This is a genomic window from Polynucleobacter sp. 39-46-10 (assembly GCF_002282275.1).
Genome location: NZ_NCJB01000043.1, coordinates 1 through 14,711 on the forward strand (window position 1 = coordinate 1; position 14,711 = coordinate 14,711).

Annotated in this window: 17 protein-coding genes; 7 read left to right on the top strand and 10 right to left on the bottom strand. The window is 46.8% G+C overall.

All coding sequences use genetic code 11. The features are described 5' to 3' along the window. Positions 1-383, top strand: a 383-nt coding sequence (locus B7X71_RS05620) for an HAD-IC family P-type ATPase (RefSeq protein ID WP_293600344.1), incomplete at its 5' end; no start/stop codon positions are given. Between the two features lies 1 nt (position 384). Here B7X71_RS05620 and B7X71_RS05625 read toward each other — a convergent pair. After that, entirely contained in the window at positions 385-1,191 is an 807-nt protein-coding gene (locus tag B7X71_RS05625) for a DUF3047 domain-containing protein (protein WP_293597062.1), read from the bottom strand. 47 nt (positions 1,192-1,238) lie between these two features. On the opposite strand from B7X71_RS05625, the gene B7X71_RS05630 reads away from it, so the two are divergent. Genes B7X71_RS05630 through rlmJ form a run of 5 tightly spaced genes read left to right on the top strand, consistent with a single transcriptional unit; the run spans position 1,239 to position 6,777 of the window. After that, positions 1,239-2,735, top strand: a complete 1,497-nt coding sequence (locus B7X71_RS05630) for a glycosyltransferase family 39 protein (protein ID WP_293597063.1) — start codon at positions 1,239-1,241, stop codon at positions 2,733-2,735. A gap of 48 nt (positions 2,736-2,783) precedes the next feature. After that, the gene (locus B7X71_RS05635) at positions 2,784-3,827 is read left to right on the top strand and encodes a lysylphosphatidylglycerol synthase transmembrane domain-containing protein (RefSeq protein WP_293597064.1); all 1,044 of its coding nucleotides are present in this window, start codon (positions 2,784-2,786) and stop codon (positions 3,825-3,827) included. 18 nt (positions 3,828-3,845) lie between these two features. Next, positions 3,846-5,105, top strand: coding sequence for a glycosyltransferase family 9 protein (locus B7X71_RS05640; RefSeq protein ID WP_293597065.1), 1,260 nt, complete (start codon positions 3,846-3,848; stop codon positions 5,103-5,105). Between the two features lie 5 nt (positions 5,106-5,110). Then, positions 5,111-5,908, top strand: coding sequence for a phosphatase PAP2 family protein (locus B7X71_RS05645; RefSeq protein ID WP_293597066.1), 798 nt, complete (start codon positions 5,111-5,113; stop codon positions 5,906-5,908). 2 nt (positions 5,909-5,910) lie between these two features. Next, positions 5,911-6,777 carry a 23S rRNA (adenine(2030)-N(6))-methyltransferase RlmJ gene (rlmJ, locus tag B7X71_RS05650; protein WP_293597067.1) on the top strand — a complete coding sequence of 289 codons (867 nt, stop codon included), beginning with the start codon at positions 5,911-5,913 and terminating at the stop codon, positions 6,775-6,777. A gap of 9 nt (positions 6,778-6,786) precedes the next feature. Here rlmJ and B7X71_RS05655 read toward each other — a convergent pair whose 3' ends face one another. The 9 genes from B7X71_RS05655 to B7X71_RS05695 form a co-directional block, all read right to left on the bottom strand. Then, positions 6,787-7,374: a heme-binding protein gene (locus B7X71_RS05655; protein WP_293600345.1), complete on the bottom strand. Its 588-nt coding sequence runs from the start codon at positions 7,372-7,374 to the stop codon at positions 6,787-6,789. Between the two features lie 74 nt (positions 7,375-7,448). Beyond that, on the bottom strand, positions 7,449-8,393 hold the full coding sequence (locus B7X71_RS05660) for an LD-carboxypeptidase (RefSeq protein ID WP_293597069.1): 945 nt from the start codon (positions 8,391-8,393) through the stop codon (positions 7,449-7,451). After that, positions 8,390-8,845: a tRNA adenosine(34) deaminase TadA gene (tadA, locus tag B7X71_RS05665; protein WP_293597070.1), complete on the bottom strand. Its 456-nt coding sequence runs from the start codon at positions 8,843-8,845 to the stop codon at positions 8,390-8,392. The genes B7X71_RS05660 and tadA overlap by 4 nt, the downstream gene beginning before the upstream one ends. Positions 8,846-8,853: 8 nt before the next feature. Continuing rightward, complete coding sequence (gene queD, locus B7X71_RS05670; protein WP_293597071.1) at positions 8,854-9,318, bottom strand: 6-carboxytetrahydropterin synthase QueD; 465 nt, start codon at positions 9,316-9,318, stop codon at positions 8,854-8,856. 41 nt (positions 9,319-9,359) lie between these two features. Next, positions 9,360-10,013, bottom strand: a complete 654-nt coding sequence (queE, locus tag B7X71_RS05675; protein WP_293597072.1) for a 7-carboxy-7-deazaguanine synthase — start codon at positions 10,011-10,013, stop codon at positions 9,360-9,362. Positions 10,014-10,041: 28 nt separating this feature from the next. Next, positions 10,042-10,740 carry a hypothetical protein gene (locus B7X71_RS05680; RefSeq protein WP_293597073.1) on the bottom strand — a complete coding sequence of 233 codons (699 nt, stop codon included), beginning with the start codon at positions 10,738-10,740 and terminating at the stop codon, positions 10,042-10,044. Between the two features lie 5 nt (positions 10,741-10,745). After that, on the bottom strand, positions 10,746-11,444 hold the full coding sequence (locus tag B7X71_RS05685) for a hypothetical protein (RefSeq protein ID WP_293597074.1): 699 nt from the start codon (positions 11,442-11,444) through the stop codon (positions 10,746-10,748). A 56-nt stretch (positions 11,445-11,500) separates the two neighbouring features. Then, entirely contained in the window at positions 11,501-13,396 is a 1,896-nt protein-coding gene (locus tag B7X71_RS05690; protein ID WP_293597075.1) for a B12-binding domain-containing radical SAM protein, read from the bottom strand. Next, positions 13,393-14,217 carry a ferritin-like domain-containing protein gene (locus B7X71_RS05695; protein WP_293597076.1) on the bottom strand — a complete coding sequence of 275 codons (825 nt, stop codon included), beginning with the start codon at positions 14,215-14,217 and terminating at the stop codon, positions 13,393-13,395. The genes B7X71_RS05690 and B7X71_RS05695 overlap by 4 nt, the downstream gene beginning before the upstream one ends. Positions 14,218-14,514: 297 nt before the next feature. Between B7X71_RS05695 and B7X71_RS05700 the strand changes: the two genes are divergently transcribed. After that, positions 14,515-14,711 (top strand): hypothetical protein (locus B7X71_RS05700; protein ID WP_293600346.1); only part of this gene is annotated, 197 nt, incomplete at its 3' end.

Sequence of the window (14,711 nt, forward strand, 5' to 3'; positions counted from 1 at the left end):
GCACTACTAAGAGCACTACTCAGGACAAAAAACATTATGTAGCGATGATTGGTGATGGTGTGAATGATGCGCCTGCATTGGCGATGGCAGATGTTGGCATGGCAATGTCTACTGGCACTGATGTAGCAATGCAAGCTGCTGGAATTACATTGATGCGCGGAGATCCCACTCTAGTAGCCGATGCGATTGATATCTCCAAGAAAACTTGGGACAAGATTCGTCAAAATTTATTTTGGGCATTTGGATTTAATACGATCGGTATACCGATGGCAGCTTTGGGTTACCTATCGCCCATGCTAGCCGGCAGTGCGATGGCACTCTCTAGTTTCTGCGTATTGAGCAACGCTCTTCTCTTGAAGCGCTGGCACCCCAAGCACGCTTGAGTTATTTCGGATTCTTGCGAACTAACTCAATGTCACCGTAGAGGGCACGAGTCTCCGATTTAGTATTGTCGGTATCAGTCAGAAGCGCAATGCCGATGACATTGCCTGCCGCCTCACCATAAGCCAGCTTATAGTCCGCCGCTAGATCTCGCTCATGTTTTTTCCACTCACCCAAACCTTCCCAGCCAGAGTCAACCACAATCATCTTTACTCGAGACGTGTGCGCATTGTTCAAAACGGTATTGACTGAATTCTTACCTGACCATACATACATTACTGTGGCGTAAGGCATCTCTTGGCCACTGATTAAGCTGGCCATCTCAAAGGTCAGCTTTTCTTTTAGAGGCAGCTTTGACTTATTGCCATCGAAGGCTACCAAGATGCGCAGTGGTGCATCGTCATGCTGACTTTCTGCATTATCCGCTTGCGGTATGGCCCCTACCGCCCTCCACTCCCATTGCAGCCATAAGTTTTGAGCTGAACGGGGCCGAAGTTTTACTGCAAGCCCAGAAGCTGAAGTTTTGGAATTGGCTGCAAGCACTGTTCGACCTTGATATTTCTCAAGCCGGTAAATAGTGTTCTTTTTATAAGGTGCTATGCGATAGAAATGCCAACCATTTGGCATCCCATCGCGCGGCTTCTCAGCAGAGAATTTCGGCAAATCCTCCTGGGCTGGCAACTGGTCGGCATTAAATGCTTGTCCAGCCTCATTCTCGATTGAATTACCAGTGAGCCCTGCGCAACCGGCTAGAGCGATGGCTGTAGCAGGCAACAACAGCAGGGATCGAAAGCGGTTTTTTGTGAGCATCTCCTGAATTGTCCCAAAGAATGGGGTGCTAAGTCTAAAATCGTGCAATGCGCCATCAATCACACTCAAGCTGGGCCGTCATCAGCATCTGCATTGCTGCGGTGGTGCATTTTGCCCTTGGCTTCTCAATTGAGTTTTCTGTCGATGAAGCTCATTACGCCTTATATGCAAAGCATCTTGCTTGGAGTTATTTTGATCACCCACCATTAGTGGGTTGGATCCAGTGGCCACTAGTTGCCCTGACCTCATCCGAGGGAATCATTCGCCTAGTTCCAGAATTGCTTTGGGTGCTTTCTGCTTTCTTGGTCTATCAAGTGACAGTAGAAATTCATCGCTTGATACAGGGGCGTCATGCGGGCTACCTCACTACTACCCTTCCTTCAGCAAACCTGTGTGGACTCATGGCTGTTTTAGCAATCATTGCAGCCCCACTGCCCCATGTTTTAGCAATTGGTCTATTACCAGACACGCTACTTGCCCCCTTAAGCCTTGGTTTGATGTTGATGGCTTTGCGCTGGACCCGAAAAGATCACTTCTTGCTTGCTGACTGGGTGATCACCGGCTCCATACTGGGCTTGGCAGGGCTTAGCAAATACACCGCTGCATTTACCGCATTTGCCTTGCTCTTTGTTTTCTTGGCCTCACCGAAGAAAGCCTGGATCAGTAAAGCGGGTTTCTGGATAGCTGCAGTAATCGCCTTACTCTTCATTAGCCCAGTGCTGTATTGGAACTGGATCAATGATTGGATCTCGTTCAAATATCAAATTGCTCATGGTAGTGGTGGCACTTGGGCATGGCGTAGGGTCGGCGCTTTTATCGGTATTCAGATTGTGTGCTTTGGACCTCTATTACTTTTAGGCGTCTATACATTCATTAAGAACTGCCTCCACTCACAGAAGGCCATTCTCATTGCCTTACTGAGCTTCTTCGTCATTCCCTTTGCGATTTTTGCATCGCTGTCTGGAGGCGGCAGCCTACCCCACTGGACCACACCCGCGTGGTTTTGCCTGGCGCCATTTGCTGGCATTGGTCTAGCTAAGGCATGGGCTTTACAACATCGCATGGCAATTCGTATTTTGCTTACTGGGCAATTGCTCATTTGCTTGCTGGGCTTTGGCTATGTTTTAGCGGGAGGGGTGAATACTGCTGCCATCAAGTCCAATCCAATTGCGGACCTCTATGGCTGGAAGATTGCCGGAGAAAAAGCAGCTCAGTTAGCTCAGGCCACCAAGGCAAACGGTATTGCAGTACAAAACTGGACTTTAGGTAGTCGCGCCGCTTGGTATGCCCTACCCCTTCCAGTCTTTGTGCTGGACCAACGGCGGGACCAGTTTGACCTTTGGTTTGGGCAATTACCAGTCGGAGCAAGCGTTGTACTCATCAATTGGTCGGGAATGGCTTTTAAGCCTCCTTTAGGCGGCGATCTCGCCTTTGAGCTATGCGAACCCCTAGACAGCCAAGAAATCATCCGGTTTGGGCAGGTTTTATCCAAGTTTGACTTCAGCCTCTGTCGCAACTGGCAGGATGCTGGTACAGCACATTAATTCCTAAAATTCAATACCTTAGGAGTCATAGGCATTATCCTTACGCCTATGAGTTCACAACCCCAAGCCACCCCAAAAGCCACATCTGGGTGGAAAGCAATCCTCAAGCGGGCTTGGCCCACGATTCGTATTTTGTTGTCTGTCGCCCTCCTCTGGAAAGCAACCAGCGGAATTGATTGGCACGCACTCCTAGATTCCGATATTCAAATGCAGCCTTGGTGGTTTTTAGTCGCAGGATTCACAATGCTCTCAGCGTTTGTTTGCGGTGGTCTGCGCTGGGGATTTTTAATGCGTAAAGTTGGATTTCAGGGAAGTATGACCAATTTTGTCGCACTCTACTTTGCTGGCGGATTGATCAACCAAGGATTGCCGAGCACACTTGGTGGTGACAGCTATCGCGCTATTACTGCAACCCATTTAAATAGTAGCGGCAAGTTGACCGAAGAAAAAGAGTTGAGTGAGGAGCTTCATCACTCCGTTGACCTAGAGCATGCCACCCCTAAACTGCGTCTGAGTTTTTCCATGGTTCTAGTCGACCGACTACTTGGCTTGGCTGGAAACAATTTGCTCGGTGGGCTTGGCCTCATTCTGGGTGGTGCCACTTTGGCTACCTGGGGAATAGACTTGGGTTATGCCGTTACTGGCGTCATGATTTTTGCTGGCCTGCTGATTACTGCAATTTTGGCCTGGGGTCCTAGCTGCAATTTGCTGCAAAAACTATTAGACCGCCTACAAATGAATCATGCTCTACCTGGTATCAAGCTGGCCTTTTCTTGGCCTATGAATATGGCTCAAGCTGCATTTGCAATTGGCATTCATTCCCTCACTATTTTGACGCTGCTCTTCTGCCTCAAGGCTTATGGGGTCGATGCTCCTATTGAAGCCCTCATGATTGGCTTGCCTGCACTCAGCCTCTTATTAATGCTACCGATCAGCATCTCCGGCTGGGGCTTGCGTGAAGCCACACTCTCTTCAGTACTGGCGTTGTGGGGTGTTAGCCCCTCTATGACCGTACTAGCATCCATTAGCTACGGCGCAATTACCGTGTTATCGGTATTGCCTGGCGCTTACTTTTTATTAAAACGGAAGTAATTCTTTTAGAGCCACACTATGAGTATTAGCGTTAACACCATGCGTGCCATCGACCATTGGGTTGGAGTCCCCCTCTGCGCGGTAGCAAGTCCGATAGTTGCTCTGATTGATGGCATTAAGAATATATTTAGCCCCAGTCAAGACGCGCCGCGTAAGCTACTTTTTATTGAATTATCAGAAATGGGTAGTGCGATTTTGGTAGACCCAGCCATGCGTAACGCCCAGGCTCGTGGTGCTGAACTGTTTTTCCTGATCTTTAAAAGCAATCGCGCCAGTCTCACTTTATTAAATACCGTTAAGCCTGAGAATATTTTCACAATTGACTCTTCAAGCTTGGGCGGCCTAATCAAAGACACGCTCAAATTTTTACTACTGGCTCGCAAGCACCGCATCGATACCGTCATTGATTTGGAATTATTTTCTCGCTTTACCGCATTACTTACCGGCCTTTGTGGTGCACGTTGCCGCGTGGGTTATCACATTTTTCATGGTGAAGGCTTGTGGCGTGGCTTTATGTTGACTCGCAAAGTCCATTACAACCCACACATTCACATTACTAAGAATTTCCTATCCCTTATTCATGCGGCATTTGCTAAAGAGATTGAAGTGCCGTTTAGCAAAATACATATTGCTGATTCAGAAGTTCGTTTGGAACAAGCGGTAATTGATCCAGTCGTATTGAACAAAGTTCGCGAGCGCATTGAGAAACTCAGTGAGACTTTTGGCATTCAATTTAAGCAAGGTAAGCAACGCCTCATTTTGGTAAATCCCAATGCAAGCGACTTATTGCCGCAAAGGCGCTGGGCACAGCAACGCTTCTCCGAACTCATTCAAGGATTGAGCCAGCTGTATCCAAATGATCTCATTCTGATCACCGGCTCCCCAGCTGAATTTGAGTATGTTGAAAAAGTACGCTCAGTTGCCAATGTCAAAAATGCGTTGAACTTTGCAGGCCAAGTAAGCTTCGCAGAATTGCCGCCGCTCTACACGCTATCTGATGTGATGGTGACCAACGATTCCGGGCCTGGTCATTTTTCTGCTGTTACTCCGCTGCGCACAGTCGTCCTGTTCGGGCCAGAAACCCCGGCACTCTATGGTTCTGTTGGTAAATCAATTTCGATTACCGCTAATCTAGCATGCTCCCCGTGTGTCAGCGCAGCCAATCATCGCAAGACACCTTGCCATGACAATGTCTGTATGCAAGCCATTACCGTCCCTCAAGTATTAGAGAAGATGGTGCATCAACTCAATGAAGTCGATCAAGGGCAAGTACGTTAATTGGCATGACTGAGCAGCGTAAATCGACTTTAACAATTGCATCAATTTGGGTTTGGTGTGTTCCACTGCTGCCCCTGGGTTTAGCAATCACCATTTACTTTGGTGAATTACAGACGCCAACGTTTTTATTCATCAATCGTTATACGCAGATTTTTCCTGACACCCTATGGACTTGGCTTACCTTGATTGGCAATGGCTGGGGCAGCTTTGCTCTATGCTTTCCACTCTTACTGTTAGCACCTCGATTACTCTGTGCTGGACTATTGGCATCTCTGATTGGTGGTGCCGTCAGTCAAATCATTAAACCATTTTTGAATTTACCGCGACCCGCTGGAGTGCTTTCTTTAGAGGATTTTTACCGAATTGGTGAGCCTTTGTTGCACAGAGCCATGCCCTCTGGACATACGCTCACTGCTTTTGCTGTGGCTTCTGGAATCTACTTTGCTAGTGATCGAGATAAAAGAAGCTCTTTATGGTGGATCTTCATCATCGCTGGCTTTGCCGGCATCTCTCGAAATGCACTTGGTGCTCACTGGCTCACCGATGTTCTAGTAGGTTGCGCTATTGGCCTATGGTCTGGAATGCTTGGAGCAGGATTAGCTAGACTTATTCCGGAAGCGCAACTAGTCGCCAATAAGATTGGGCCGCGCTTACTTGCCCTCGGTGGTCTCGCAACCATCTACGTACTGCTCACACAAACCCTAGACTCAACCCTCAATCAATCCTTACAGTATGCTTGTGTGGCATTAATCAGCATTACCTTAGCTTTATTTATTAAAGCGCAAAAACCGAGGGCTATATAAAGATGTTTAGCTATCGCCATGCTTTCCATGCAGGTAGTCATGCCGATATTTTGAAACATCTCGTAATGATTCATTTGGTGGAGTATCTCCAAGAAAAACCGGGGGCTCTGACTATTGTCGATACCCATGCAGGTGCTGGCATCTACAGTCTGATTGATGGCTTTGCAACAATCAGCAATGAGGCAGATCAAGGCATTCACCGTTTGGCTAAATTTGCGCAGACTAACTCCGTAAGCCCTGGCATTTCCAATTTTCTCGAGTACATTCAGGCAGAGAATGCTGTCGATGAGATTACGATCTATCCTGGCTCACCATTTATTTTGGCTCGATTACTCAGAACGCAAGACCGTCTGAAACTCTTTGAGTTGCACCCGAAAGAGATTGATATCTTGCGCCACAACATCAGCGAGCTCAAGCAAGCAAAGCAAATTGACATCTATGCAGAGGATAGCTTTGCAAGACTAAAGGGCTTGATGCCACCACCTAGTAGGCGTGGACTTGTTTTAATTGATCCCTCTTACGAAGATAAGCAGGACTATCGTTATCTCGAAACTACGATGGAGGAAGCGCTACATCGTTTCGCCACCGGATGCTATGCAATCTGGTACCCATGCCTTTCCCGAAGAGAATCAGCAGGTCTACCTGATCATCTGAAAAAGATTGCGGCAGCCCATAAACGCTCTTGGTTACATATTGAGCTGCGGGTTGAGAATGCCCCTAAAGAGCGTCGGCTTCAGGCTAGCGGCATGTTCATCATCAACCCACCCTGGACTTTAGAAAAGCAATTAAATGAAAGTCTGCCTATTCTTGTGAAAGCGCTAGGGCAAGATGGTGGTGCCAGGTTTGTATTAAAGGGTTTTGAGGCTTAATCCAGGACCTTAATCCTGCACTTGAATCATCACTTCGTTACGACGCATGAAAGGCAGAGTCCAGGGTGGGTTATAGCGAGCAAACTGAGGTTCACCAGTTGGCTTTAAATTCTTCAGCTTGATCCAATCCCGCAATGCCTGAGTTTTTTCTTGCACCTTCTCTTCGTTGTAAAACCCTGAAAAGGTAATTACCGCTCTTTTCTCTGCAGGTACTTCTCTTATTTTGACTTTTGGATCTAAGGGTTTTGGCAGGCTAGCTAAGGTGTACTCCGCAGGCATCACAAACGACACCATCCATTGATTGCCTGCATTGTCGGGGGACTTGCTGCTCTCAATTCCTACGGGGGCAGTCATCGCAATCTTTGCACCCTCATTTTGATCACTGGATTCAATGCCGACAGGTGTGGTCATCGCAATTTTTTCAGATACCTGATTTTTTCCAAAGATATAGGCGGCAATTAAGCGAAATCCTTGACTAGAGGCAGCATCTAAATCACCGTCTACTTTGACCTCTGCCACAATGAGGGGTGCATAGGCACGCAATTCAAATGGTTCTGATTTCTCGAGAAGAGTATATTTTGGTTCTTCGGTTGCCATTGCAGCGCTCGCAATCAATATGCTAGTTAGAAATGCCAATACTCGCAAAGGGAATTCATTCATGGTGAGGTTTACTACCACTGAGACTGAATAGTAAATCCTGAGACACTATGTTCAACGTGCGCTTGCGCACCCACTGGCAAAGTCATCTTCTCGGCTTGGTGCCCAAAGGGCAAGCCGGTCAAGATGGGAATACAGTCAGGAAGGCGCTTGCCAATAGCCTCGATCGCGCTTTCTAGTGTGTAACCACGATCATTGTCATACAGGCGATAGGCTGAGAATCCGCCCAAGAGGATAGCGCTTTGATTACTCAATATGCCAGCATCTAATAATTGCATCAACATCCGCTCAATCCGATAAGGATGTTCATTCACATCCTCTAGAAACAAAATCCCGCCTTGAGTTTGCTGTTTACTTGGCAAGTAAGGTGTGCCAACTAGACCTGCAAGTACCGTTAAGTTTCCACCCCAAAGCATTCCCGATACTTGGCCTGCGGCAGACTTTTTTAAGAAGGCTTGATTGGCCTCAATAGTGCAATCTAATTTACGTTCGTTTATGGCTTTTTGAAAATGCGTCCACATGAATGCATTGGGAATAGCGCTGTCACCCTGTTCACCCTGACAAGCAAAATCAAAATTCAGCATGGGGCCTGCCAAAGTGACCGCACCAGTTTTTGCCAACAAACCCAACTGGAAGACTGTGAAATCACTATGTCCACAAATCTGTAGGCCGTCTTTAATAGCGCTGGCAATCGCATCCCACTCAATATCTGGAAGTAGGCGAAGTAATCCATAGCCACCGCGCATTGCCACAACAGCAATCTCGGGGGAGAGCTCAGCAAGTTGATTCATTTCAGCCAAACGCTCAGCATCAGAGCCAGCAAAACGTTGCTCGATTCGGTTTACACAAGCAATATTGAGAACCTCGATGCCTTGCTGTTTGAGCCACTCGATTCCAGCCAATGGACTGCGAGGATCTAGACTAGCTCCTGAAGGAGCAATCAAATGAATTTGCTTCAACGCCGCTCCTTAAAAAAATTGCGCAGTACCTGACCGCACTCTTCGCTCATGATGCCACCTTCAACTTGGGTCTGGTGGTTAATCTGCTTTTCTGAGAATACATTGAGTACACTGCCTGCAGCACCCGTTTTAGGATCCGCGGCACCAAATACAACACGATCAACCCGAGCATGAAGCATCGCTCCAGCACACATGGTGCAGGGCTCAAGCGTGACATAGAGAGTAGTACCGGGTAATCGATAGTTAGATTCATTTGAAGCGGCAACGCGCAAGGCCATCATCTCAGCATGGGCGCTAGGGTCACTGTTGCTAATTGGCCGATTAAAACCAGTTGAGATAACTTGACCATCTCGCACCAATACTGCGCCGACCGGCACTTCGCCGGCGACTGCAGCGAGCTTGGCTTGATCCAAAGCTTGCTGCATAAATTGGCGATCAAGCTCTGCTTGCATATCGCTTCTTAAGAGTGAGAAACGTCAGCCCAACAATTGGGGGTTTCATAAAGACGAATAGATGCCAGCTTGAGTCGACCATCGAAGGCTTTTTCAAAAATAGGTTGCAATACTCTGAAGGCGGCGCTAGCTAAGTTCTCAACAGTAGGAACATGCTCCATGACTACCGTCTTGTGATTCGGAATGGAATTTAAATAATCCACTAATCCAGCATCTTCTTTGGCCACTAAAAATGCATGGTCCCAAGGCTCCACTACGTATTGATTAGTAAGGCGCTTAATATCCCCAAAATCTAAGACCATGCCATCATCTGCTTTACCCGGATGGTCAGCAATGACACCAGTGAGCGTGACTTCAATTGCATAACGATGACCATGTAGATGACGGCACTGCCCATCATGGTTCGGAATGCGATGTCCTGAATCAAACTCAAGTCGACGGGTAATGAAGATAGCTTCTTGCTTAGTGGTCATGATTACTTTTCTAAATACTTAAATATCGCTTGGTGGAGCTACTATCGAATACCGATCATTTTATGGGTCTGAACACTCAAACGCCATAAAGGTCGCTTTTGACATAGGCGTACTGCTAATGCGAGGTTTTCTTCTAGGTTTGGACCATCCATGGCCTGCAAGAAGCGATTGCGATAATCCATCTTCTCAAATCGGGCCAATAAATTCTCAAGGGAACTATGGCCTTGCTGAGGAATCACTACCTTAATCTCATCAGCCTGCAATACCACCAACTCAGAACCAGTCTTAGGGCTCACACATATCCAATCAACACCCTTAGGAACCTTGATAGTTCCGTTGGTCTCAATGGCAACAGCAAAGCCTTTGGCGTGTAAAGCATCAATTAAGTTGGTATCGAGTTGCAGCAGTGGCTCGCCACCAGTAAAAACGACATAACGCTGTTGTGGTCCCGCTGAGGTACTGTTCCAGACCTCCTCGATGGTGTCCGCCAACAGGGAGGCGGTTTCAAACTTACCGCCACCTACGCCATCAATTCCGACAAAGTCGGTATCGCAAAATTGGCAAACTGCAGTAGCGCGATCTTCTTCGCGACCGCTCCAGAGATTGCAGCCGGCAAAGCGACAAAATACAGCCGCACGACCAGCGTGGGCGCCTTCACCCTGAAGGGTTGGAAAGAGTTCTTTTACGGTATACATAGCTATGTACTGATTTTAAGCGCTTTACTTACTTCCAGGACACAAGCTCCCACTCTAAGTAGTCTTCCCAAAGGGCATTGCTCCAAAACATACCAGCCCATAGATAGCGTCCATAGCCACGTCTGATAACCCAACGACCGATTTCTGGGGAAAACCAAACATCTTCTTGACGATAGTTAGCTATCCGAGAGAAGTCATTGCTGGAGAAGAATGGCGCCTCATTTTGATACTTCAAGACCGGAAATTGCCCGGCGGGCACGCCGACACCCTCCCACTGAAGCGCCGTTACATTTAATCCCCAGTAATAGTCGTTGTCGGGATAGCCGACCACTTGATAGCGATCGCGATAGAAACTAGACCATCCTGGGACGAGTTGCTCCGGCCATAAGGGGATCGACTTCAAAAACTTTTGAGGGGGGTTCCAATGGGGATCCTGCAAGACATAACCCCAAGGCTGCTGGATTTCATCGGGGAGCGGCCCTGCTTTTAGCCCACTTCGCTCAATGCGAATCTGGGGTCCAACAGAAACCACCCTCTCAGTAACAATATCCACCAACTCTTGGTTGAAGACATTACGCACGTTGTAGACCCACTGCTGCCCTACTTGTGGCGCCCTCACCTTCGGAGGGTTAGTGGGTTGAGGTAAAGGCGTGGAAGTTGGGTAAGGCTGACCAGATATACATGCCACCAATAAAGCTGGCGCCAGCAATACTAGCAGTCTTCGCATTGCGTTTATTTGTAGGCGCTGAGTTGCCATTGATAGCTACCCTCTAAAATCACTGCGCCAATTTGCCCCTGAATTTGATAAGAGCCAGATGTTTCACGCGCAACCCAGCGACCAATCTGCGGAGCAAACCAAACTGTTTCTTTGCGAATGCAATCAACCTTGTTGGGATCATCACTCTCATAATTAATTAAAGTCTGAAAACGCAGCGCTACAAACTCTCCTGCAGGAACGGTAATTTTTTCCCAGCCTTGCACACTCATATATTCCTGCCAGTTCATTCGTGAGTCTGAGTAACCAGCAATGTTGTACTTGGTATTAAACTGTTTTGCCCAGGTAGTAGATAGCTGCTCAGGCCAAAGCGGCAAAGATGGGCTGAAGTTCAACAAGCGCGACCACTGCGTATCTGTGGAAACCATTCCCCACGAAGTCTGAATTTCACTAGGCAAGCGAGCCCCATCAGCAGTCATGCGATCAATCACAATAGTTGACCCAATATTAGAAACACGCTCAGCAATCACATCTAAAGTTTTTCCATCAAAGATATTTTTCTTGATGTAGGTCCACTCTTGTCCAATTTGTGGAGGGCGAACTACTGGCAGTGGCTTTGGCTGAGCAACTGGAATACCGCGCTCATAAGAAAGTCCACCACAAGCAACTGGAGCTAAGGCGGCTAACATGATAAAAGTGCGACGAGATAAATTCATATTGCTACCCATAGTGATTCAATGAGAGGGGTTGGATGAATCAAGTATATGTATGTTTATTGATGCTTGAGTGCTTTTGCTATTTTATTGCGCCCTACCGAGGTTTTTGGAATACCTGACACATCAAACCACTTGTCGGCATCCTCCTCAAAGCCTACGCCATGCATAAAGTTGTAGATCGCCTTTTTGAGACCAAGACCAAGAAGATCATGATCCACCCCCGTGGGGTCTATAAAGCCAACATCATTCTTAGCAAAGCTGATGGGGGGCAATGGCAGCAACTCAATTCCATAAGCCTCCGGATCAAGCCCTACCGGAGAATGTATTGTGCACGTAAATCGATGGAAGAAGCCGCTCTGAATGCAGCCATTTTCAAAAAGTTGGCGAACGTATTCGAGTGAGTCGACAGTCTCTTGAACCGTTTGCGTTGGGAAACCGTACATGAGATAAGCGTGCACCAGGATTCCTGCATCCGAGAATCCTTTGGTTACTTTAGCAACCTGATCAACTGAAACACCTTTTTTCATGAGATCAAGGAGTCTATCGGAAGCTACTTCTAGCCCGCCGGACATGGCAATGCAACCGCTTTGTGCTAACAACTCACAGAGCTCAGGCGTGAACGTCTTTTCAAAACGAATATTCCCCCACCATGAAATCACTACCTTACGACGTATTAATTCTTCGGCAAGGGCTTTCAATATTTTTGGGGGTGCTGCCTCATCTACAAAGTGAAATCCACTCTGCCCAGTCTCAGCAACGATTGCCTCAATACGATCAACCAAGAGGCTTGCTGAAGCAGTTTCATAACGAGAAATATAATCCAAGCTGACATCACAAAAACTGCACTTTTTCCAATAGCATCCATGAGCAACCGTGAGCTTATTCCAGCGCCCATCACTCCATAAGCGATGCATGGGGTTAAGCATGTCCAGTAGCGATAAATAGGAATTCAGTGGCAACCCATCCCAAGTGGCGGTTCCGACATCCTCAAACGGAATATCTGGTTCCTGCCAATTGATGTAACGAACCTCATTACTACTGGTGCGGATAAATGTTCGCACTAGTCTTTCGGCGGAGCACTTACCATTTAAGTGCTCCAACAGAGCAAGCAAGGGTCGCTCACCGGAATCTAGGGTGATGTAGTCTACAAAATCAAATATGCGTGGATCCGTGAGCTCACGCAACTCCGTATTCACGTAGCCACCACCAAGGCCAATCTTGATGTGGGGGTAATGTTGCTTGATGGTTTGGGCAATTCGTAATGCGGCGTACATTGCCCCCGGGAATGGTACTGAAAGCAATACCAAGCTAGGTTGATGCTTTTCAATGGAAGACTTTGTTAGGCCTTGTAAATGTAAATCCATTAATGTGGGGCTTGCTGCCAAAGCATCTGCTAAAGGCGTAAACGTAGGCTGACTGCCTGCCAAAGATTCTGCATAGCGAACAAACTCAAAGCGCTCATCTACTGCATCACGCAGAACATCGGATAAATCATTGAGATACAGAGTAGCCAAATGACGCGCCCGATCCTGAGAGCCCAGTGCGCCAAATGCCCATGCCAATGAATCGCCACCCTCTTCCTCATCATAGGCATCAAGAGATGCAAATCGTGGACCTTCAGGCAATAAAGTACGACTGTTGATGCGATGGGCAAGGGTACTATCGCGGCCTTGTAAAAAAGCAATGGCTAAAGTGATAGTGCTCTGGTAATCCGCAAAGTAATCCAGGAAGAAGTTGATGCTTGCACTGCGATTTTCTTCAGGGAGTTTTAAGGCTTGGTCTTTAACCTCTAATAAACCCTTCTGAGTAAAGAAACCTAGAACCAAGGCTAATGCTAAGTCCTCTTGAACAGCATCAAAACCACGTGATCGTAGAAAGCCAGTGAGATAGGCGGTCGATGGATACGGCGTATTGAGCTGCGTCATCGGCGGAATGAGACTCAGAATCTTCATGCCGCTTGCATCCGTTTCTCACTAAGAGATTCCAGCAACTCTAATTCCTCAGAAGTAAAGCCAGCTTGCTCACGGGCATCAAAATTAAACGGCCCCCTCAAGGTGGGCGCACGGTATTTTTCAGCCAAGTCTCGATAAGTCGCAATCGGGGATAAGTTGTCATTGACGCACAAGAAATTAAACCAGCGATTACCAACAAGGACATGGCCAATCTCATCATGGAGAATGATTTCTAGAATTTCAACAGCGCGATCATCTTTGATCTGCTTGAATCGATCCCGAATCTCCGGAACCGCATCAAGACCTCTTGCTTCCATTGTTCGGGGGACTAGGGCCATTCGGGCAATGACTGAATCAGTAGTTCTCTCAACCATCTCCCACAAGCTATTGTGGGCTGGGAAATCGCCATAACAAAATCCAAAGGACTGCAAATGGGCGTTGATCAAACTGAAATGGTAGGCCTCTTCTTTTGCCACTCTGAGCCAGTCTTCGTAATAAGCCTTAGGCATATTCGGAAAACGCCAAATGGCATCTAAAGCAAGATTCATGGCATTAAATTCGATATGTGCCAAGGAGTGCCAAAGAATAGCTCTCCCCTCAACCGTATCCATTTTTCTTTTAGGAACAAACTTCGGCGCCACTAAATCGGGCTTAGTAGGTCGTCCAGGAAGTTGAATATCTTGACTGGCTAGACTGCTAGGAATATGTAATACGATTTGTTCAACCTGATAGTCATCGAACAATTTAAGCAACTGACTAACCTTGGATTGCACATCGGTATTTGCCAGTATTGCGAGGGAAGTTTCTCGTAACTCAAGCATGGTCATGGGTAAAGGCGGACTGAAGTCGCCTATTCCCACTCAATAACAACGTAAGTTTTTTTATGTTTTAAAACAAGCACTTACGTTCTCCAATATACCAGTGTGTAACTTTTGTGCTAGTACGAACAGCAAGCCCAATAGTTATGTGCATCTTAAAAGTTATGCAATATCAACAGTTTAGCGGATTAGTGGTTACACATTGTGCAAATGTTGAAGTAACAATATGTTGCAGTAATAACAAAATGTGTTGTACATTAATTTTATTAAAAAATATATAACTAATGCTGGGAATTAAAAATGAACGGAATCGCTAGATACGACGACAGAAACAATAGACTTATTGTTGTGCGAAACGGTGAAAATATGGAAAGATATATACCTTGCACAAATTTCAATCCAAATTCGGATAAGTACTTTGGGATAGAAACGAACGGGGATGAAATATATTTGCTAGTTGGTCCAGCTAATAATAGCCGTCCAAACAGAAAAATAAT

Bases quoted from the DNA above. Each gene is read 5' to 3' on its own strand.
- B7X71_RS05625 (WP_293597062.1), bottom strand. From the start codon at position 1,191: ATGCTCACAAAAAACCGCTTTCGATCCCTGCTGTTGTTGCCTGCTACA.
- B7X71_RS05630 (WP_293597063.1), top strand. From the start codon at position 1,239: ATGCGCCATCAATCACACTCAAGCTGGGCCGTCATCAGCATCTGCATT.
- B7X71_RS05635 (WP_293597064.1), top strand. From the start codon at position 2,784: ATGAGTTCACAACCCCAAGCCACCCCAAAAGCCACATCTGGGTGGAAA.
- B7X71_RS05640 (WP_293597065.1), top strand. From the start codon at position 3,846: ATGAGTATTAGCGTTAACACCATGCGTGCCATCGACCATTGGGTTGGA.
- B7X71_RS05645 (WP_293597066.1), top strand. From the start codon at position 5,111: ATGACTGAGCAGCGTAAATCGACTTTAACAATTGCATCAATTTGGGTT.
- rlmJ (WP_293597067.1), top strand. From the start codon at position 5,911: ATGTTTAGCTATCGCCATGCTTTCCATGCAGGTAGTCATGCCGATATT.
- B7X71_RS05655 (WP_293600345.1), bottom strand. From the start codon at position 7,374: ATGGCAACCGAAGAACCAAAATATACTCTTCTCGAGAAATCAGAACCA.
- tadA (WP_293597070.1), bottom strand. From the start codon at position 8,845: ATGCAAGCAGAGCTTGATCGCCAATTTATGCAGCAAGCTTTGGATCAA.
- queD (WP_293597071.1), bottom strand. From the start codon at position 9,318: ATGACCACTAAGCAAGAAGCTATCTTCATTACCCGTCGACTTGAGTTT.
- queE (WP_293597072.1), bottom strand. From the start codon at position 10,013: ATGTATACCGTAAAAGAACTCTTTCCAACCCTTCAGGGTGAAGGCGCC.
- B7X71_RS05680 (WP_293597073.1), bottom strand. From the start codon at position 10,740: ATGCGAAGACTGCTAGTATTGCTGGCGCCAGCTTTATTGGTGGCATGT.
- B7X71_RS05685 (WP_293597074.1), bottom strand. From the start codon at position 11,444: ATGAATTTATCTCGTCGCACTTTTATCATGTTAGCCGCCTTAGCTCCA.
- B7X71_RS05690 (WP_293597075.1), bottom strand. From the start codon at position 13,396: ATGAAGATTCTGAGTCTCATTCCGCCGATGACGCAGCTCAATACGCCG.
- B7X71_RS05695 (WP_293597076.1), bottom strand. From the start codon at position 14,217: ATGCTTGAGTTACGAGAAACTTCCCTCGCAATACTGGCAAATACCGAT.